Raw genomic sequence first — 17,859 nt, 5'->3', positions numbered from 1 at the left:
GCACTACGCCGCCTGCTGGCGCTTGGCCTTTTTTGCCGCACCAATTCGCGGCCGTGGCCCTTTCCGCGTTCGCGCATTCGTCCGCGTGCGCTGACCACGCACCGGAAGACCGCGACGATGGCGCAGCCCGCGATAGCAACCAATATCGATTAAGCGCTTGATGTTCATCGCGACCTCTCGGCGGAGGTCTCCTTCAACGACCATTTCCTTTTCGATAATGTCGCGTAGTCGTTGTACCTCGTCATCAGTCAAGTCGCGAACGCGGGTGTTTGGATCAATCCCCGTGCGCGCCAGCAGCTTTTTCGACGTTGAGAGACCAATGCCGTAAATGCGCGTTAAGGCAATTTCAACCCGTTCATCGCGCGGGAGATCAACGCCAGCAATGCGGGCCATTGTCACACACCCCCTACTAGCCCTGGCGCTGCTTGTGCTTCGGGTTAGTGCAGATCACACGGACAACGCCGTGGCGGCGAATAATCCGGCACTTATCGCAGCGACGCTTCACTGATGAAGCCACCTTCATCGCATTCCCTCCTGACCCAACCGTCAGCCGCGCAGCCGATACGTAATGCGCCCGCGTGTCAGATCATACGGTGACAGTTCAACCCGGACACGATCTCCAGGGAGAATTCGGATGAAGTTAACGCGCAATTTCCCGGAGACGTGAGCTAACACCTCATGCCCCGTGTCGAGCTGCACGCGGAACATCGCGTTCGGCAGCGCTTCTGTCACGGTGCCCTCAACTTCAATGACATCCTTCTTCGGCACACACCACCCCACTCATGCGCACACGTGCGCACGCGCCACAAAGCGAAAGTATAACATAGCGCATCATTCCGCCATTGTCAATACGATCGGTCCCGTCTCGCTCACCAGCACCGTGTGCTCATAGTGAGTCGCAAGGCCACCATCTTTTGTGACCACAGTCCATCCATCAGGACGCACAACTGTTTCACCTGACCCATTCGTCAACATCGGCTCAATTGCGAGTGTCATCCCCGCCCGCAATAATGGGCCACGCCCAGCCGGGCCTGTATTCGGGACCGAAGGTTCCTCATGCAGCCCAAGCCCCACCCCATGCCCACCATAGTCAGCAATAACCGCATAGCCATACCGACGTGCAACATCCTCAATTGCTGCCCCGATATCGCCAACCCGGTTGCCTGGCTGTGCTGCGGCACAGCCAGCCCAAAATGCCTCTTCCGTTGCGGTAATCAAGCGGGCAGCTTCAGGATGGACGGAATCTCCAACAATCACCGTTACAGCCGCATCGACGACTAAACCGTGAAAGCGCAAGCCGAGATCAAGTGAGAGTAGGTCTCCTGCTTCTAATCGACGCGATCCTGGAATGCCGTGAAGGACTTCGTCGTTGACAGACGTGCAGAGGCAAGCTGGATAGCCGCGATAGCCAAGAAACACTGGCTCAGCACCCGCTTCCTGAATCCAGCGACAGGCTAGGTGATCAAGTTCACGGGTTGTCATCCCTGGTCGAGCTGCCGTAGAAAGCTCGGCCAAGATCGAAGCCAGAATGCGGCCGGCTTGGTGCATGAGTGCGATTTCACGATGTGATTTCAGCGTGATTGCCATGCGAATCCTCAAGCCGTGGACGAAGCGCAGCAATAAGTTCATGCGTGACTTGCTCAATCGGCTGATCGCCGTTTACCGTCAGCAGCAGGCCACGCTGGCGATAGTACTCAAGCAGAGGGGCAGTCTGCTCCTCGTAAAGATCCAAGCGCCGTGCGATCGCCTCTGGCGTATCATCAGAACGCTGGATCAACTCGCCCCCACAGCGGTCGCAACGGCCAGGCACCTGCGGTGGCGCGAAAACGCGATGATATACCGCCCCACATTGAGGGCAGATCAAACGGCCACTCAATCGTTCAATGAGCACGGTTCGTGGAACAGCCAGCTCCACAACCGCCGCAATCTGCTCGTGCCGCTCAGCTAACACGCGATCGAGCGCCTCAGCTTGGGCACGAGTACGCGGGAAACCATCCAGCAGCGTTCCCTGGTAGGCACCATCGCGCTCAGCGAGCTCATCAAGATGAGCCAAGAGTACGCGTAGCGTGAGTTCATCCGGAACGAGGGCCCCGCGATCGTAGTACGAGCGAACCTCACGAGCGAGTGGGGTATCGTGCTGCATCAGGGAGCGAAAGAGATCGCCCATTGCGACATGCACTAAACCCAGTGCCGGAGCGACACGCGCCGCCTGCGTCCCTTTCCCGGAGCCTTGTGGGCCAATGATCAGGACGTGCCGCCGCTCTGCCATCTTGCACCGCCTACTGGATGAAGCCCTGATAATTGCGCATGAGCAGCTGCGCTTCAAGTTGCCGCATAGTGTCGATCGCCACTCCAACCACAATTAACAGCGATGTGGCGCTCAGGTAAAGGATCGTCACCCCCGTGATCTTGGCAATCAGATAGGGCAACACTGCCACAATGCCCAATCCGATAGCGCCAAGAAGCGTAATACGCATCAATACCCGCGTCAGATATTCATCGGTCATGCGCCCTGGGCGGATACCCGGGATAAAGGCCCCCTGGCGCTGCAGCGTTTCGGCAATATTCTGCTGCTGGAAGAGCACCATCGTGTAGAAGTAGGTGAAGGCAATAACGAGAATGAAGTATGCGATCTGGTAAAGCAACCCATTTGGATTGAACGCTGCTGCAATACCACCGGCAAGGTCGCGCAGCCATGGACGTTCGGATGTCGCAAAGAAATTCGCAATTAAGCCTGGCAAGAGCAGGATGCTAATTGCGAAAATCAACGGAATCATGCCAGCAGAATTAACTTTCAGCGGAATATACGTAGTTCCTCCACCATAGACACGGCCGTGCCGGACACGGCGCGCATACTGCACCGGAATGCGGCGTTGTCCTTCCGTGAGCAACACGATCCCAACAATGGTGAGAATACCGATCGCGGCAAAGGCAACGGTACCAATGAGGTTTTGTGTCAGTGTCCCACCCGTAACCAGTCGGGCTACTGCAGCCGGCAAGCGAGCAACGATCCCACCAAAAATGATGATAGAGATGCCATTGCCAATACCAAACTCAGTGATCAGCTCACCGAGCCAGACGAGGAAAATGGTTCCAGCGGTCATCATAAGCAGCAGAGCAATGCTCCGCAGAGCGGTCGAGCTGTTGAAAAGCCCAAAGTCGCGGAGCACATTTGCCCGCGCCATAAGAACTGCCTGCCCATAGCCTTGCAGCAAGGCAATCGGAACCGTAAGCCAGTGCGTGTACTGATTAATCTTCATCCGGCCATAGTTGCCCTCTTTGGAAAGCTCGGCAAGGCTTGGAATGACGGGCGTCAGGAGTTGCATGATGATTGAGGCCGTGATGTAGGGATACACTCCCATCGCGACAATTGAAAAATGCGTGAGCGTGCTCCCTGAAAAGAGATTAAGCACGCCGAGCAACTGGTTCGTCTCAAGAAGACGATTCAGCGCTGCCCGATCGACACCAGGCACCGGAATGGTTGCAATAAAGCGGAAGACAATAAGCAAGCCGATCGTCATAAAGATCCGGCGTCGGAGATCGGGCAGTTTAAAGGCATTGAGGACGTTTTGGAGCATTAGGCGATAACCTCCACCGTTCCGCCAGCGGCGGCAATTTTCTCTCGCGCACTTTCTGAGAACGCATGGGCGCGAACATGCAACGGTCGAGTTACGTCACCATCGCCAAGAATTTTGACAGGATACTCAAGCCCGCGAATTAGGCGATGCGCAAAGAGCACTTCTGGGGTGATCGGCCCATCGACTTCAAGCGCGTTCAGCACTCCGACGTTGACCACTTCGTAGACCAGCTTAAACGGGTTCCGAAAGCCACGCTTCCGCCCAAGCCGCATGTAGAGCGGGTTCTGGCCACCTTCAAACCCGGGCCGAACTTTGTTTCGTGCCTTTTGCCCTTTCGTGCCACGGCCCGCAGTCTTCCCTTTGCCAGCAGCAATTCCGCGGCCAACTCGCACTTTCGGTCGGTGAGCACCCGGAGCGGGCCGCAAATCATGCAACTTCATGACGCCACCTCCTGACGATCAGCCGACAGGACACCGCTTGCCGTCCGATCGTCCTCCACTGGCTCGACACGCACCAGATGCTGAACCTTTGCAATCATCCCACGAACAGCTGGGGTATCGGGCCTCAGCACACTCTGATGCAGTCGGCGCAACCCAAGCGCATATAACGTTGCGCGCTGATCCTTTGGATAGCCAATCATGCTTTTGATATACGTAATGCGGAGCAGCTTAGGCGCAGCCATCCCCCGACTCCTCTTGGACACGCTTACGTGGTCGGAGCCGCTCTACTGGGATACCCCGTCGAGCGGCGACCTGCTCAGGCGACTCAAGCATACTCAGAGCCAACAGAGCGGCCTGGGTGACGTTAACCGGATTGTTGCTGCCATGTGATTTGGCAATGAGGTCGCGAATACCTGCCGCTTCGGCGACAGCTCGCACACCAGCACCGGCAATAACACCCGTACCAGGAGCAGCTGGGCGCATAAGTACTCGCGTCGCCCCAAACTTGACCTCGATTTCGTGAGGGATTGTTCGTCGGTCGAGCGGCACACGGATAAGACGCTTCTTGGCATTTTCAACGGCCTTACGGATGGAGTCGGGCACTTCTGTCGCTTTTCCGATCCCTACCCCAACATGACCTTCGCCATCACCGACAACGACGACGCTCGAGAAGTGGAAGCGCCGTCCTCCCTGCACGACCTTCGCGACCCGGTTGATCTGAATCACACGCTCCCGGAGATCCCCAACCTGGTCGGGTTTGACCCGCTGGGCAAACGGCCAGATTTTCGTTCTTCCTTTGCCCATATCGTTATCACTCCTCGTTTCTAGAAAATGAGTCCAGCTTCACGCGCACCTTCAGCGAGGGCCTTCACGCGTCCGTGGTACTTATAGCCGCCACGATCGAAAACGACGCGCGTAATTCCCTTCGCTAAAGCGCGCTCACCAACGACCAGTCCAACAATCCGCGCCTCAACGGTCTTGGGGTGCTCAGCAGGAAAGCGTTCCTGGACCGCTTTTTCAAGCGTTGAGGCCGCAACTAACGTGTGCCCCTTTGTATCGTCAATAATTTGCGCATAGATATGTTCATTACTCCGAAAGACATTCAACCGCGGGCGCTCAGGCGTCCCAAAGATTTTCGCTCGCACCCGCAAATGTCGCCGCTTTCGCGGTGATAGCTGGCGCTTGTATTGAAATCGTGCCATATCGTCCTCCTAGGGTTCTCGCCAGCGCGATCCTCGGCCGACCGTTTCGCCCTGGCACACCCGATTCTGCTACTTCTTGACCTTACCAGTCTTACCAGCCTTGCGCCGCACTTCTTCGCCGAGGTAACGAATCCCCTTCCCCTTGTACGGTTCAGGCGGACGAATGCGGCGAATTTGTGCGGCAATCTCACCGACAAGTTGCTTATCAATGCCGACAACACCAATACGCGTCGGCGACTCAACGACGAAGCTGATCCCCGCCGGTGGTTCAACACGTACAGGGTGTGAATAGCCAACTTGGAGGACAAGCGTCTTGCCCTCCAACGCAGCACGGTACCCAACGCCTTGAATTTCGAGATCCTTGCGGTATCCCTCAGTTACTCCCTGAACCATATTCGCAATCAGCGTGCGATAGAGTCCATGGAGCTGCTTATACCGTCGCTCCTCAGACGGACGCTGCACCACCAGCGTGCCGTCCTGTCGGCTCACCTGAATCCCTGGGTCGTGGCGCAGCTCCAGCTCTCCCTTTGGCCCCTTGACCCTGATATATCCTGGCTCGATCGCTACATCGACTCCGGCGGGAATCGGAATTGGACGACGGCCAATTCGTGACATCGCTGCCGCTCCTCCACTTTCCAGCGAGTTTCCTTAGAAGACAGTGCAAATCAGCTCGCCGCCGATGCCACGCCGGCGTGCTTCGACATCCGTCATGACGCCCTGCGACGTCGTGAGGATGGCAATGCCAAGGCCACTTTTGACTCGTGGCAACTCTTCCTTGCCCACGTAGATTCGCAACCCAGGCTTCGAGACACGGCGCAGCTCACGAATCGCCGGCTTCTTGTCAGGCAGATATTTGAGCCGGATCACCAGTGTCGCGCGGGGCGTTGTTGGCTCGAGGTGATAGTCAGCTATATAGCCCTCTTCTTTCAAGATCCGCGCGATCTCGACGAGCATGCGCGAGGCCGGTAGACGCGTCTCTTGCTTCTTGCCCATTTGGGCGTTGCGAATCCGTGTGAGCATGTCACCAATTGGATCGGTAATCGTCATTTGCGCGCCTCCCTTGCCTACACGCTACCAGCTTGCCTTCGTCACACCGGGGAGCTTGCCCTGCAGCGCAAGCTGGCGGAAGCAAATGCGGCAGAGGCCAAACTTCCGCATGTACGCACGCGGGCGACCGCACAGCTTGCAGCGATTGCGATATCGCACCGCGTACTTCTGCGGCTTTTGCATTTTGACAATAAGGGCTTTCCTGGCCATCGATCCTCCCTTGGACTAATCGCGGAAGGGCATACCAAGTAACTCGAGCAACCGCCGCCCCTCGCGGTCAGTTTTTGCTGTCGTTGTAATGGTTACTTCAAGACCGCGCACTTTATCGATCTTATCGTAGTCAACTTCTGGAAAGACAAGCTGCTCGCGCAGCCCCAGCGTGTAATTCCCACGCCCATCGAATGATCGTGCCGACAGACCATGAAAATCACGAATGCGCGGCAACGCAATCGAGATGAGTCGATCGAGAAAATACCACATCCGGTTGCCGCGTAGCGTTACCATTACGCCGATTGGCATGCCTTTCCGCACCCGGAACGCTGCGATGGACTTCTTGGCACGCGTCACGACTGGCCGTTGTCCAGTAATGACGGCCAGGTCATTCATCGCAGCATCGATCGCTTTCGGATTCGATACTGCCTCGCCCAAGCCGATGTTGAGCACGATTTTCTCCAGGCGCGGAACGGCGTAAATATGTGGATAGCCGAACTCGCGCATCAACTGAGGAACAACTTCTTCACGATAGCGTTTCTTGAGGCGAGGTTCGACGCGCTCCTGGGCTTCTACACTCATTGCGTTCTACTCCATCTCGGCCTACTTGCCGCGCGACCGGGTTGCTGTTGGCTTTTCGATCGTCGCCTGGCACTTCTTGCAGTACCGAACCTTCTCACCGCTTTCGGTAAAGCGGAAGCCAACACGAGTAGGCTTGCCACAGTGCGGGCAGATTAACATCACTTTCGAGACATGAAGCGGCGCTTCCATCTCGACAATGCCCGCCTGCTGCACTCCCGGGGTTGCGCGGCGATGCCGCTTCACTAAATTGACGCCCTCGACAATAACGCGATCTTCGCGCGGCAAGTTCTGGCGCACGCGGCCGCGTGCACCCTTATCTTTGCCGCGAATGACGATGACTTCATCGCCCGTAACAATTTTCTCAGCCATGTCTGCGCCCTCACAGCACTTCTGGCGCCAACGAGACGATGCGCATAAATTGCTTCTCGCGCAGTTCACGCGCAACAGGGCCAAAGATTCGCGTCCCGCGTGGGGTGCCTTGTGGTGTGATCAGCACCGCGGCATTGTCGTCGAACTTAATGTGCGAGCCATCAGGGCGCCGAATGCCCTGCGCTGTTCGCACCACAACAGCGCGGACAACTTCACCCTTCTTGACGCCGGAGTTTGGCTGGGCAACCTTTACGGAAGCCACAATGACATCCCCAACGGTCGCATACTTTTTGGCTGACCCACCGAGGACGCGGATGCACATGATTTCCTTTGCACCAGTGTTGTCAGCAACGACTAAGCGAGTATGTGGCTGAATCATGCGTTCGCGCCCTCCTCCTCTTCACCAGCTTCTTCTTCGGCAATCTCAGCGGCAACTTCCGGCGTTGCCCGCTCAAGAATGCGCCGGACAATCCAGCGCTTGGTTTTGCTCAGTGGGCGGGTTTCCTCAATTAGCACAAGATCCCCGATACGGCACATGTTGTACTCATCATGTGCCTTGAATTTGCTCGTGCGGCGTACAGTCTTCTTGTAGAGTGGGTGTCGGCGGAAATAATCGACCGCCACGACCACCGTCTTGTCCATCTTATCTGAGACAACTCGTCCAACCTTGGTTAATCGGCGTTTTGGACGCTGCGCGTGCTGGCTTGCTTCCATCAGCTCTGCCCTACCTCTCCTTCAACCCGCGCACGGCGCCGACGCTGCGATTGTTCGATCCGTCGCTGGCGTCGCAGTTCATGTTCCTGCCAGTTTCGTTGCCGCTGGCGGGCAAGCTTTCGCTCGCGCCGTGTTCGTTTCGGTGGTGGGAGCAACCCTTGCTCAGCCAACGCCGCGCGCTCGCGCTCAGTTAGAATTGTCAAGATTCGGGCAATATCCTTGCGCACTTGGCGAATGCGCATGGTATTCGTCAACCGGCCAAGCGCCGCATCGAAGCGCAAGTCACGCCACTCGCTGCGGAGATCAGCGAGGAGCTGATGCAGTTGCTCATTGGTCATTGCGCGTAATTCGGCTGCTTTCATCGCTGCTCACCCCTCGCCTAATCTCCAGTCGCAACCGTTGTCTCGGCCGCTGTCTCGCGCTTTACGATGCGGCACTTACACGGCAGCTTATGGATCGCGCGAGTCAACGCTTCGATTGCCAAGTCTTCTCGGACACCAGCGAGTTCAAAAAGGATACGCCCAGGCTTGACAACATCCATCCAATACTCTGGGCTTCCTTTCCCGCTTCCCATTCGGGTTTCGGCCGGTTTCTTCGTCACTGGCTTATCGGGGAAAATCCGAATCCAAATCTTGCCGCCACGGCGCACCGCGTTCGTGATCGCACGGCGAGCGGCCTCAATTTGCTGTGCGGTGACATATGCAGGCTCAAGAGCCTGGATTCCCCACTCGCCGAACGCAACGGTATTGCCGCGCAGTGCGATGCCGCGGGTACGATAGCGATGTTGCTTGCGGTATTTGACACGTCGTGGCATAAGCATGACTCTCTACCCTCCTCGCTAGTCAGCGGCAACCGTTGCCTCGGCAGCCGGCGCAACCGAGCGCTCAGGCAAGACGTCGCCATGATAAATCCAAACCTTGACGCCAATCTGGCCATACGTGGTTGGCGCATGGACCTGAGCGTAATCGATGTTTGCGCGCAAGGTTTGGAGCGGAACGCGCCCGGCCATTTCCCAGACAACCCGCTTCATTTCCGCGCCGCCCAAACGCCCTTTCACGCGAATCTTGACTCCCTTGGCACCAGCACGAAGCGCCTGGGCGATCGCATGCTTCATTGCGCGGCGATAGGAAACGCGCCGCGTAATCTGTTCAGCAATGCTCTCCGCGACCAAGCGCGCATCGAGCTCAGGCTTGCGTACCTCTTGGATATTGAGGTGAACCCGCTTCCCGATACGCGCTTCGAGCAATTGGCGAAGCCGTTCAACATTGGCACCTTGTTTTCCAATAACAACACCCGGCTTCGCCGTATGGATCGTCACATCGACACGGTTCACTGCGCGCTGAATCTCGATCCGCGAGATACCGGCTCGCGGAAGCTCGTCCTGAATAACCGAGCGGATCGCGATATCCTCCTGAAGCATCTCGCGATACGCACGGTCCTTCTCCGCGAACCACTTCGATTCCCAGTCGTGAACAATGCCGAGACGAAAGCCGATCGGGTGGACTTTGCGGCCCATACATTAGGCTCCCTTCCGCAGTTCGTCGAGCACGACGGTGATATGCGTCGTTCGCCGCCACTTCCGCCCGACTCGGCCGCGTGCATGCGGGCGCCAGCGCTTATAGCGTGGCCCGTCGTCGGCGGTGATCCGCTTGACGTAGAGCGTCGAGGGATCAAGGTCATAGTTATGCTCAGCATTTGCAGCCGCCGACTTGAGCAGCTTGAGCACAACTGGCGCGGTCTTCTGCGGCAGGAAGCGGAGGATGGCCATCGCCTCCAGCAGCGGCTTGCCGCGCACGGCGTCGACGACGAGCCGCGCCTTCTTGGGAGAAACTCGGACTTCACGTACTGATGCCCGCACTTCCATAACGCTCCTCACCCGCTTCTCGGGACGCTAGGCCGCTCGGCGGCGCGTTGTCCGCTCCGCGTCCTTACCATGGCCGCGGAAGGTACGCGTTGGCGCAAACTCACCGAGTCGGTGCCCAACCATCTGCTCCGTGATGTAGATCGGTACGTGCCGTCGGCCATCATGCACCGCAATGGTGTGGCCGACCATTTCTGGGAAAATCGTGCAATCACGCGCCCAGGTTCGAATCACCCGGCGCTCACCAGAGCGATTCAGCTCTTCAATCTTCTTGCGCAGCTTGGGGTCAATGTACGGACCCTTCTTCGATGATCGCCCCATCGCTTCTCCCTCCTCTCGCTAGCGGCCTTCGTAGCGGCGGCGCACGATAAAGCGATCAGTCTTCTTGTTCCGCCGCGTCCGATAGCCGAGCGCTGGCTTACCCCACGGTGTCTTCGGATGGGGCAAACCAATCGGCGCTTTGCCTTCACCACCACCATGCGGATGGTCGCGAGGCGTCATCGCCGAACCACGTACTGCCGGACGCCACCCCATGTGACGCCGTCGTCCTGCTTTGCCGATGCTTACATTCGCGTGATCGACATTGCCAACCTGGCCAATTGTGGCCATGCACTCGGCCAGAATCATTCGTACTTCCCCGGAGGGAAGACGAACCTGCACATAGCGGTCACCCTTGGCAACGAGCTGAGCAGCTGCACCAGCGGCACGCACCAGCTGCCCGCCCCGGCCTGGATAGAGCTCAATGTTGTGAATCTGGGTACCGAGCGGAATCTCTCGAAGCGGCAGCGCATTCCCAACACGAATCGGCGATCCCGGACCAGACTGGACAACATCCCCGACCTTCAGTCCAAGCGGCGCGAGGATATAGCGCTTTTCACCATCCTTATACTGCAGCAGGGCGATAAACGCTGTTCGGTTTGGGTCGTACTCAATTGCTACAACTTTTGCTGGAATACCATGTTTGTTACGCCGAAAATCGATGATTCGATAAAACCGCTTGTTCCCACCACCGCGGTGACGGGTGGTAATCCGCCCCTGGTTATTGCGGCCGGCGTGCTTCTTCAGCGGCTCGATGAGCCGCTTTTCCGGCTCTTTCTTCGTAATTTCCTCAAAGGTAAGCACCGACATATGTCGACGCCCGGGAGTTGTTGGCTTGAGCTTTTTCACACCCATGTCTGGCCCCTGTCTCCTAGAGCTGGCTAAAGAGGTCGATCGTATATCCCGGCTCAAGGGAGACGATCGCCTTCTTTCGCTTGGGCTCCTGGCCAACAATCGTCGGCCCACCGCGCCGCCGCACCCGACGGCGTACCTTGCCGCGGACGTTCATGGTATTTACTTTGCGCACTTTCACATTGAACGTCCGCTCAACCGCCTCTTTGATGATCGTCTTATTCGCCGCTGGGTGCACTTCAAACATGTACTGCCCCAGCTCCATAATCCGCGTATTCTTTTCGGTAATGAGCGGGCGGATGAGTACATCTTGCCAATGGAGTTCCATCGCGTTACCGCCCCTCCTGCGCCCAGAGCCGATGAATCACGTCAACGGCCTCGCGCATGAGTATCATGCGCTCGTACTTCAGGCCGTCGCGCACATTCATATACTGTGCCATGAGCACCTTGACGTTTTCCAGGTTTCCTGCGCCGCGGCGCACATTCTCGCGCGGTTGATCAACAACGATGAGGGTTGAGCGAGCATCCGCGAGTGGCAACCGCGACAGGACACCCAGCATTGCCTTCGTACGCGGTTCAACGTCAGCAAGCCCCTGAACGACGATCAGCTGATGCTCTCGCTGCTTCGCTGACAGCACCGAGCGGATCGCCAGGCGCCGCATCTTCTTCGGCATCTGTTTTGTGTACTTCCGCGGATGCGGGCCCCAGACAACGCCGCCGCCTTTCCAATGCGGTGCGCGGATACTTCCTTGGCGAGCCCGCCCTGTGCCCTTTTGTCGCCACGGTTTTCGCCCGCCACCGCTGACTTCGCCCCGAGTCTTCGTGTCATGGGTACCCGCTCGGGCATTCGCGAGCTGCCGCACAAGCGCTTGATGCATGACTGGAATGTGCGGCTCAATCCCGAAGATGTAATCGGAAAGCTCAATCTGCCCAACTTCGTTGCCCTGCACATCATACACTGGTACGTGCACTGCTCGCCCCCTCCCGCTCAGGCCTTCGCTCGGGCAGCGCGTTCGCGCTCACGTTGTTTGATGGCATGCCGCACGATGACCAGCCCCTTGATCGGCCCAGGGACTGCCCCTTTGACGAGAACAAGATTGCGTTCAGCATCGACGCGCATCACCCGCAGATTCTGAACGGTAACGCGAGCAGGTCCCATGCGCCCGGCCATTCGCTTGCCTTTGTGCACACGCCCCGGCGTTGTTGTCGGGCCAATCGAACCCGGCGCCCGCAGTCGATCGGACTGACCGTGCGTCTTAGGACCACCACCAAAGCCATGTCGCTTGACGACGCCCGCAAAGCCGCGCCCTTTACGCCAGCCAGTCACATCAACAAGTTGACCCGCTTCGAAAACCGAAGCACACGTAATGACCTGTCCAACGGTAAAGTTTTCTGGGTCATCGACCCGCACTTCACGCAAGTAGCGCGGTTGCGCCCCCGACGCTCGCAGATGGCCGGCAAGTGGCTTGTTGATTCGCTTGCGATGGCCAAAGCCGAGCTGGACAGCCGTGTAACCATCACGCTCGACCGTCTTGACCTGCGTAACGACGCAGGGCCCAACTTCAAGTACCGTGACGGGAACTGCCCGTCCTTGCTCATCGAAAATCTGGGTCATGCCCAGTTTACGTCCAAGTAATCCCTCGATCATTGGCTCTCCCTGACCTTCTCAGGCGGCGGCATAGACAGCCAATGCTGCCCAATCCGCCATCTAGAGCGTGATCTCCACGCTACGGCTATCGCGTCTAGAGTTTGATTTCGATATCGACACCCGCCGGCAGCGTGAGCCGCATGAGCGCACGAATGGTGGCATGACTCGGCTCGAGCACATCGATGAGCCGCTTGTGTGTGCGAATCTCAAAGTGCTCTTGCGAGTCTTTATCAATGAATGGTGAGCGGATGACGGTAAACCGCTCAATCCGTGTCGGCAAAGGAATCGGCCCCGCGACCTTCGCCCCCGTGCTCTCAGCAGTCTCGACAATCTGCCGAGCAGATTGATCAAGGATGCGGTGGTCGTGTGACTTCAGCCGAATGCGGATTTTCTGCGCCGGTCGCCGGGACGACATAGTCAACCTCCCTGCACCGTCCGACTTACTTCAGGATTTCGGTGACGACGCCGGCTCCCACCGTGCGCCCACCTTCCCGAATCGCAAACCGCGACCCCGCCTCCAACGCCACCGGCTTGTCCAACGTCACCGTCAGGTTCACGTTGTCCCCCGGCATCACCATCTCTACCCCAGCCGGCAGCGTCACTTCCCCCGTCACATCCGTCGTCCGAATGTAAAACTGCGGCCGATACCCACTGAAGAACGGCGTGTGCCGCCCCCCCTCCTCCTTCGACAACACGTACACCTCCGCCCGAAACTGCGTGTGCGGCGTGATCGACCCCGGCGCCGCCAGCACCATCCCCCGCGCAACCTCGTCCCGCTCAATCCCCCGCAGCAAGCACCCCACGTTGTCCCCCGCAACCCCCTCGTCCAGCACCTTCTGGAACATCTCAATCGACGTCACCACCGTCTGCCGCGTCGGCCCCAGCCCCACAATCTCCACACTCTCCCCAGGCCGGATCCGCCCACGCTCAATCCGCCCCGTCACCACCGTCCCTCGCCCTTTGATCCCAAACACGTCCTCGATCGGCATCAGGAACGGCTGGTCCACCGGCCGCACCGGCGTCGGAATGTACTCATCCACCACCCGCAACAGCTCCCAGATCGGCGCATACTCCGGCGCCTCCGGATCCGTCGCACTCGACTCCAGCGCCTTCAGCGCCGACCCCCGCACCACCGGCACGCTCTCCCCCGGAAACCCATACTGGCTCAACAGCTCCCGCACCTCCAGCTCCACCAGCTCCAGTAGCTCCGGGTCGTCCAGCATGTCCACCTTGTTCAAAAACACCACAATCGCCGGCACCTCTACCTGCCGCGCCAGCAAGATGTGCTCCCGCGTCTGCGGCATCGGCCCATCCGGCGCACTCACCACCAAAATCGCCCCGTCCATCTGCGCCGCGCCCGTGATCATGTTCTTGATGTAGTCCGCATGCCCCGGACAGTCTACGTGCGCATAGTGCCGCTTGGCCGTCTCATACTCCACGTGGCTGATCGCAATCGTAATCCCCCGCGCCCGCTCCTCCGGCGCCTTGTCAATCCGATCGTACGGCGTGTAGTTCGCCCACCCCTTGAAGCTCAACACCTTCGTGATCGCCGCCGTCAACGTCGTCTTCCCATGGTCCACATGGCCAATCGTCCCAACGTTCACGTGCGGCTTCGTCCGCTCAAACCGCGGCTTCCCCATCGCTCTGCCTCCTGATCCTTCCTTCGATTAGACGTTCGCCTGTCCCGACTTACCGTTCTTTGCAATGAGCTCCGCAGCCAAGTTCTCTGGCAACGGCGCATAGTGGTCAAACTGCATAGTGTACGTTGCGCGACCTTGCGTCATCGAACGCAGGTCAGTCGCATAACCGAACATTGTCGCGAGCGGTACCAAGGCACGGATGACCTGTGAGCCTGCACGCATCTCCATGCCTTCGATGCGCCCGCGGCGGGCATTCAGGTCACCGATGACATCACCCGTGAATTCATCTGGGGTCACTACCTCAACCCGCATAATTGGCTCGAGGATGACCGGGTTGCCACGGCGCACCCCTTCCCTCAAAGCCATCGCAGCGGCGATCTTAAACGCCATCTCCGAGGAGTCGACTTCATGGTATGAACCATCGACGAGGACGGCCTTGATATCGATCACTGGGAAGCCGGCTACGCCGCCGGTCTCCATGGCCTCGCGGATACCGGCCTCAACAGCTGGGATAAATTCCTTCGGCACGACGCCGCCGACAATCCGGTCTTCGAAGACGAAGCCACTCCCACGCGGCAGCGGCTCGAGCTCGAGCCAGACGTGACCATACTGACCACGCCCACCAGTCTGGCGCACGAAACGCCCTTCCACACGAACTGGTCGCGTGATCGTCTCCTTATACGCCACCTGCGGGCGACCGATATTAGCGCCAACGCGGAATTCACGGAGCATTCGGTCAACGATGACTTCAAGGTGCAGCTCACCCATGCCACTGATGATCGTCTGCCCGCTCTCAGGGTCAATGCGGACTCGGAAGGTCGGATCCTCTTCCGCTAGCCGCTGGAGGGCCAGTGAGAGCTTGTCCTGGTCGGCGCGTGTCTTGGGCTCCACGGCAACCGAAATCACCGGCTCAGGGAATTGGATCGCCTCGAGTAGAATCGGCTGCTCGGGATCGCAGAGCGTATCACCCGTAAAGGTCTTCTTCAGCCCAATAACCGCGCAGATATCACCCGCCGCAACCTCATCGACTTCTTCGCGGTGATTCGCGTGCATGCGCAGCAAGCGGGAAACCCGTTCGCGCTCATTCTTTGTCGAGTTATAGACGTACGAACCTGAGGTGATCTTGCCAGAGTAGACGCGTACGTACGTCAACCGCCCCACATGCGGATCGGCCTGGATCTTAAATGCCAGGGCCGCAAATGGGCCATCAGGATCAGCTGTACGCGTTATCTCCTCCCCAGTGGCAGGATGCGTTCCCCGCACTGGAGGAATGTCCAGTGGCGACGGAAGATAATCGACGATAGCGTCAAGCAGCGGCTGTACACCCTTATTCTTGAGGGCTGAACCACAGAGGACCGGCACGAGCTCGCCGCGGATCGTTGCAGCGCGCAGGGCAGCGCGAAGCTCGTCCGGCGTCAGCTCCTCGCCTTCGAGATACTTGAGCATGAGTTCTTCATTTGTCTCAGCGATTTGCTCAATAAGCCGCTGCCGCCACTGTTCAGCAACCTCACGCTCATCCTCAGGCACAGCCGTTTCTTCGATCTGCTGTCCTAAGTCATCATGGTAGATCAGCGCCCGAAAACCGATAAGATCAATGATTCCACGAAAATCTGACTCCAACCCGATAGGCCACTGAATAACGGCCGGGCGCGCCCCGAGCCGCTCACGAATCATGTCGACAGCACGCTCGAAGTTCGCGCCAACTCGATCGAGTTTGTTAATGAAGCAAATACGTGGAACATGATACTTGTCAGCCTGGCGCCACACCGTTTCGGACTGTGGCTCGACGCCATGCACACCATCAAAGACCACGACACCACCATCGAGCACGCGGAGTGAGCGCTCAACCTCAACGGTGAAGTCCACGTGGCCGGGAGTGTCAATGATGTTGATTCGATGGTTCCGCCAGAAGCAGGTTGTCGCGGCAGCAGTAATCGTGATGCCGCGCTCCCGCTCCTGAATCATCCAGTCCATCGTGGCCGAGCCTTCGTGAACTTCTCCAGGCCGGTGAATCCGACCCGTATAGAAGAGGATGCGCTCGGTCGTTGTCGTCTTCCCAGCGTCGATATGAGCGATAATACCGATATTCCTCGTCCGCTGGAGCAAGACGAGCCGTTCGTCAACTGCTTGTGCCTGTACCGTACTCATATCACTTCCCACTACCATTGTCTTTGGTCACGTTGCCTCGCTAGAGCGACCGCGAATTACCAGCGGTAGTGCGCGAACGCACGGTTGGCTTCTGCCATGCGGTGGACATCATCGCGCCGCTTAATGGTTGCGCCGGTGTTGTTGGCAGCGTCGATTAATTCAGCAGCGAGCTTCTCAGCCATGGTTTTTCCGGCGCGAGACTTGGCCGACTCGATCAGCCACCGCATCGCCAGCGAGACGCGCCGATGGGGCTCAACTTGCACCGGAACCTGATAGGTCGCACCACCGACACGTCGCGGCTTCACCTCAAGGATCGGCATGGCATTTTGCACAGCCCGCTGGAAGACCTCGAGCGGGCTCTGGCCAGTACGTTGGGCAACCAGGTCGAGCGCGGTGTAGACAATCCGCTCAGCGAGCGACTTCTTGCCACGACGCATGACTTTGTTGATAAAACGCTGCAAGAGCTCACTACCATAGCGGGGATCGGGCGGAATGGGTCGCCGCTCGACTTTTGCTCGCCTGGGCATGCCTCTCAGCCTCCCTCTCACTCCTGTACTAGAGACATGAAAAAGCGGACATCACGCGAAATACGCCGTGCGCCGCTTTTCCGTGCCGGCCCGTCGGTCCTCAGTGACACGCGGCCGCGCCTACTTCTGCTTCTTCGTCCCGTACTTGGAACGCCCTTTCTTCCGGTTCTCTACGCCCTTGGCATCCAAAGCACCACGGATAATGTGGTAGCGGACACCCGGCAGGTCCTTCACACGACCACCCCGGATCAGCACAACCGAGTGCTCTTGGAGATTGTGCCCCTCACCCGGGATGTAGGCCGTGACCTCAAGACCATTGGTGAGACGAACACGCGCAATCTTGCGCAACGCAGAGTTCGGCTTCTTCGGCGTCATGGTGCGCACCTGCACGCACACACCACGCTTCTGCGGAGATCCTTTCGGCGTCGCGCGCAACTTTCCCGCGTTTCGCCCCACCCGGCTGTTAATGAACCGCAGCGCTGGAGCCTTCGGCTTCTTCCTCGGCCGCTGTCGACCTTTTCGGACAAGCTGGTTAATCGTCGGCACGGCTTACTCCGTTGCCCTCTCCGTATAACCGCGTCTCACTGGCACACAAGTACCTACCGTGACCCATGGACAGGTCACAAGGGTGAAGTCTAGCAGCCATTCCGGCAATCGTCAAGCACTGTTCAGCATTGCTTCTGCACCCCTTGACAAGGTCCCCTTTTCTCCGTAGGCTGCCGC

General features: G+C 58.4%; 29 protein-coding genes and 2 pseudogenes. All 31 read right to left on the bottom strand.

All coding sequences use genetic code 11. From position 1 onward, the window contains the following. Window positions 1–3: 3 nt before the first annotated feature. A complete protein-coding gene (gene rpsM / locus N675_RS08070) occupies window positions 4–393 on the bottom strand; it encodes a 30S ribosomal protein S13 (RefSeq protein WP_038038912.1) in 390 nt (129 codons plus the stop codon). A gap of 16 nt (window positions 394–409) precedes the next feature. Continuing rightward, complete coding sequence (rpmJ, locus tag N675_RS14055) at window positions 410–523, bottom strand: 50S ribosomal protein L36 (protein ID WP_081886945.1); 114 nt, start codon at window positions 521–523, stop codon at window positions 410–412. 23 nt (window positions 524–546) lie between these two features. Further along, window positions 547–768 carry a translation initiation factor IF-1 gene (infA, locus tag N675_RS08065; RefSeq protein ID WP_038038910.1) on the bottom strand — a complete coding sequence of 74 codons (222 nt, stop codon included), beginning with the start codon at window positions 766–768 and terminating at the stop codon, window positions 547–549. Between the two features lie 63 nt (window positions 769–831). Next, window positions 832–1,587, bottom strand: a complete 756-nt coding sequence (gene map, locus N675_RS08060) for a type I methionyl aminopeptidase (RefSeq protein ID WP_038038909.1) — start codon at window positions 1,585–1,587, stop codon at window positions 832–834. Next, complete coding sequence (locus N675_RS08055) at window positions 1,559–2,269, bottom strand: adenylate kinase (RefSeq protein ID WP_038038907.1); 711 nt, start codon at window positions 2,267–2,269, stop codon at window positions 1,559–1,561. Before N675_RS08055 ends, map begins: the two co-directional genes overlap by 29 nt. Before the next feature lie 10 nt (window positions 2,270–2,279). Next, window positions 2,280–3,578 carry a preprotein translocase subunit SecY gene (gene secY / locus N675_RS08050; protein WP_038038906.1) on the bottom strand — a complete coding sequence of 433 codons (1,299 nt, stop codon included), beginning with the start codon at window positions 3,576–3,578 and terminating at the stop codon, window positions 2,280–2,282. Then, window positions 3,578–4,018 (bottom strand): 50S ribosomal protein L15, encoded by a 441-nt coding sequence (gene rplO, locus N675_RS08045; protein ID WP_038038904.1) that lies wholly within the window; start codon window positions 4,016–4,018, stop codon window positions 3,578–3,580. The genes secY and rplO overlap by 1 nt, the downstream gene beginning before the upstream one ends. Beyond that, window positions 4,015–4,260 carry a 50S ribosomal protein L30 gene (rpmD, locus tag N675_RS08040; RefSeq protein ID WP_038038900.1) on the bottom strand — a complete coding sequence of 82 codons (246 nt, stop codon included), beginning with the start codon at window positions 4,258–4,260 and terminating at the stop codon, window positions 4,015–4,017. Before rpmD ends, rplO begins: the two co-directional genes overlap by 4 nt. Further along, window positions 4,247–4,822 (bottom strand): 30S ribosomal protein S5, encoded by a 576-nt coding sequence (rpsE, locus tag N675_RS08035; RefSeq protein WP_038038898.1) that lies wholly within the window; start codon window positions 4,820–4,822, stop codon window positions 4,247–4,249. Before rpsE ends, rpmD begins: the two co-directional genes overlap by 14 nt. Before the next feature lie 20 nt (window positions 4,823–4,842). Further along, on the bottom strand, window positions 4,843–5,220 hold the full coding sequence (gene rplR, locus N675_RS08030) for a 50S ribosomal protein L18 (protein ID WP_038038895.1): 378 nt from the start codon (window positions 5,218–5,220) through the stop codon (window positions 4,843–4,845). 69 nt (window positions 5,221–5,289) lie between these two features. After that, on the bottom strand, window positions 5,290–5,835 hold the full coding sequence (gene rplF, locus N675_RS08025) for a 50S ribosomal protein L6 (RefSeq protein ID WP_038038894.1): 546 nt from the start codon (window positions 5,833–5,835) through the stop codon (window positions 5,290–5,292). Between the two features lie 33 nt (window positions 5,836–5,868). Next, complete coding sequence (gene rpsH, locus N675_RS08020; protein WP_038038893.1) at window positions 5,869–6,267, bottom strand: 30S ribosomal protein S8; 399 nt, start codon at window positions 6,265–6,267, stop codon at window positions 5,869–5,871. A 24-nt stretch (window positions 6,268–6,291) separates the two neighbouring features. Continuing rightward, on the bottom strand, window positions 6,292–6,477 hold the full coding sequence (locus N675_RS08015) for a type Z 30S ribosomal protein S14 (RefSeq protein ID WP_038038892.1): 186 nt from the start codon (window positions 6,475–6,477) through the stop codon (window positions 6,292–6,294). Window positions 6,478–6,492: 15 nt separating this feature from the next. Then, window positions 6,493–7,059, bottom strand: coding sequence for a 50S ribosomal protein L5 (rplE, locus tag N675_RS08010; RefSeq protein ID WP_038038891.1), 567 nt, complete (start codon window positions 7,057–7,059; stop codon window positions 6,493–6,495). Between the two features lie 21 nt (window positions 7,060–7,080). Then, window positions 7,081–7,428 (bottom strand): 50S ribosomal protein L24, encoded by a 348-nt coding sequence (gene rplX, locus N675_RS08005; RefSeq protein WP_038038890.1) that lies wholly within the window; start codon window positions 7,426–7,428, stop codon window positions 7,081–7,083. 10 nt (window positions 7,429–7,438) lie between these two features. Then, window positions 7,439–7,807 carry a 50S ribosomal protein L14 gene (gene rplN, locus N675_RS08000; protein WP_038038889.1) on the bottom strand — a complete coding sequence of 123 codons (369 nt, stop codon included), beginning with the start codon at window positions 7,805–7,807 and terminating at the stop codon, window positions 7,439–7,441. A 65-nt stretch (window positions 7,808–7,872) separates the two neighbouring features. Beyond that, window positions 7,873–8,142 (bottom strand): annotated as a pseudogene (gene rpsQ, locus N675_RS07995) (30S ribosomal protein S17); the annotation flags it as partial. 155 nt (window positions 8,143–8,297) lie between these two features. Continuing rightward, window positions 8,298–8,504, bottom strand: a pseudogene (gene rpmC, locus N675_RS14640) (50S ribosomal protein L29); the annotation flags it as partial. A gap of 17 nt (window positions 8,505–8,521) precedes the next feature. After that, complete coding sequence (rplP, locus tag N675_RS07985; RefSeq protein ID WP_038038885.1) at window positions 8,522–8,962, bottom strand: 50S ribosomal protein L16; 441 nt, start codon at window positions 8,960–8,962, stop codon at window positions 8,522–8,524. 18 nt (window positions 8,963–8,980) lie between these two features. Continuing rightward, window positions 8,981–9,658, bottom strand: coding sequence for a 30S ribosomal protein S3 (rpsC, locus tag N675_RS07980; protein WP_038038882.1), 678 nt, complete (start codon window positions 9,656–9,658; stop codon window positions 8,981–8,983). Between the two features lie 3 nt (window positions 9,659–9,661). Continuing rightward, window positions 9,662–10,006 carry a 50S ribosomal protein L22 gene (rplV, locus tag N675_RS07975; RefSeq protein WP_038038881.1) on the bottom strand — a complete coding sequence of 115 codons (345 nt, stop codon included), beginning with the start codon at window positions 10,004–10,006 and terminating at the stop codon, window positions 9,662–9,664. A 27-nt stretch (window positions 10,007–10,033) separates the two neighbouring features. After that, window positions 10,034–10,324, bottom strand: a complete 291-nt coding sequence (rpsS, locus tag N675_RS07970) for a 30S ribosomal protein S19 (protein WP_038038878.1) — start codon at window positions 10,322–10,324, stop codon at window positions 10,034–10,036. Window positions 10,325–10,342: 18 nt separating this feature from the next. Then, the gene (gene rplB / locus N675_RS07965; protein ID WP_038038877.1) at window positions 10,343–11,176 is read right to left on the bottom strand and encodes a 50S ribosomal protein L2; all 834 of its coding nucleotides are present in this window, start codon (window positions 11,174–11,176) and stop codon (window positions 10,343–10,345) included. Between the two features lie 16 nt (window positions 11,177–11,192). Next, entirely contained in the window at window positions 11,193–11,501 is a 309-nt protein-coding gene (gene rplW, locus N675_RS07960; protein ID WP_038038876.1) for a 50S ribosomal protein L23, read from the bottom strand. Between the two features lie 4 nt (window positions 11,502–11,505). Further along, window positions 11,506–12,144, bottom strand: a complete 639-nt coding sequence (rplD, locus tag N675_RS07955) for a 50S ribosomal protein L4 (RefSeq protein WP_038038875.1) — start codon at window positions 12,142–12,144, stop codon at window positions 11,506–11,508. Between the two features lie 17 nt (window positions 12,145–12,161). After that, window positions 12,162–12,821: a 50S ribosomal protein L3 gene (gene rplC / locus N675_RS07950; RefSeq protein ID WP_038038874.1), complete on the bottom strand. Its 660-nt coding sequence runs from the start codon at window positions 12,819–12,821 to the stop codon at window positions 12,162–12,164. Between the two features lie 94 nt (window positions 12,822–12,915). After that, window positions 12,916–13,236, bottom strand: coding sequence for a 30S ribosomal protein S10 (gene rpsJ / locus N675_RS07945; RefSeq protein ID WP_038038872.1), 321 nt, complete (start codon window positions 13,234–13,236; stop codon window positions 12,916–12,918). A gap of 25 nt (window positions 13,237–13,261) precedes the next feature. Then, complete coding sequence (gene tuf, locus N675_RS07940; protein ID WP_038038807.1) at window positions 13,262–14,461, bottom strand: elongation factor Tu; 1,200 nt, start codon at window positions 14,459–14,461, stop codon at window positions 13,262–13,264. Window positions 14,462–14,488: 27 nt separating this feature from the next. Next, window positions 14,489–16,609 carry an elongation factor G gene (gene fusA / locus N675_RS07935; protein WP_038038870.1) on the bottom strand — a complete coding sequence of 707 codons (2,121 nt, stop codon included), beginning with the start codon at window positions 16,607–16,609 and terminating at the stop codon, window positions 14,489–14,491. 56 nt (window positions 16,610–16,665) lie between these two features. Next, window positions 16,666–17,136, bottom strand: a complete 471-nt coding sequence (gene rpsG / locus N675_RS07930) for a 30S ribosomal protein S7 (protein ID WP_038038869.1) — start codon at window positions 17,134–17,136, stop codon at window positions 16,666–16,668. Between the two features lie 120 nt (window positions 17,137–17,256). After that, window positions 17,257–17,682, bottom strand: a complete 426-nt coding sequence (gene rpsL / locus N675_RS07925; RefSeq protein WP_038038868.1) for a 30S ribosomal protein S12 — start codon at window positions 17,680–17,682, stop codon at window positions 17,257–17,259. Window positions 17,683–17,859: the final 177 nt, after the last annotated feature.

Source organism: Thermorudis peleae (assembly GCF_000744775.1).
GTDB classification, from domain to species: Bacteria; Chloroflexota; Chloroflexia; order Thermomicrobiales; family Thermomicrobiaceae; genus Thermorudis; species Thermorudis peleae.
The sequence above is the reverse complement of the archived record's forward strand: the minus strand, read 5'-3'. Positions and strand labels throughout refer to the sequence as shown.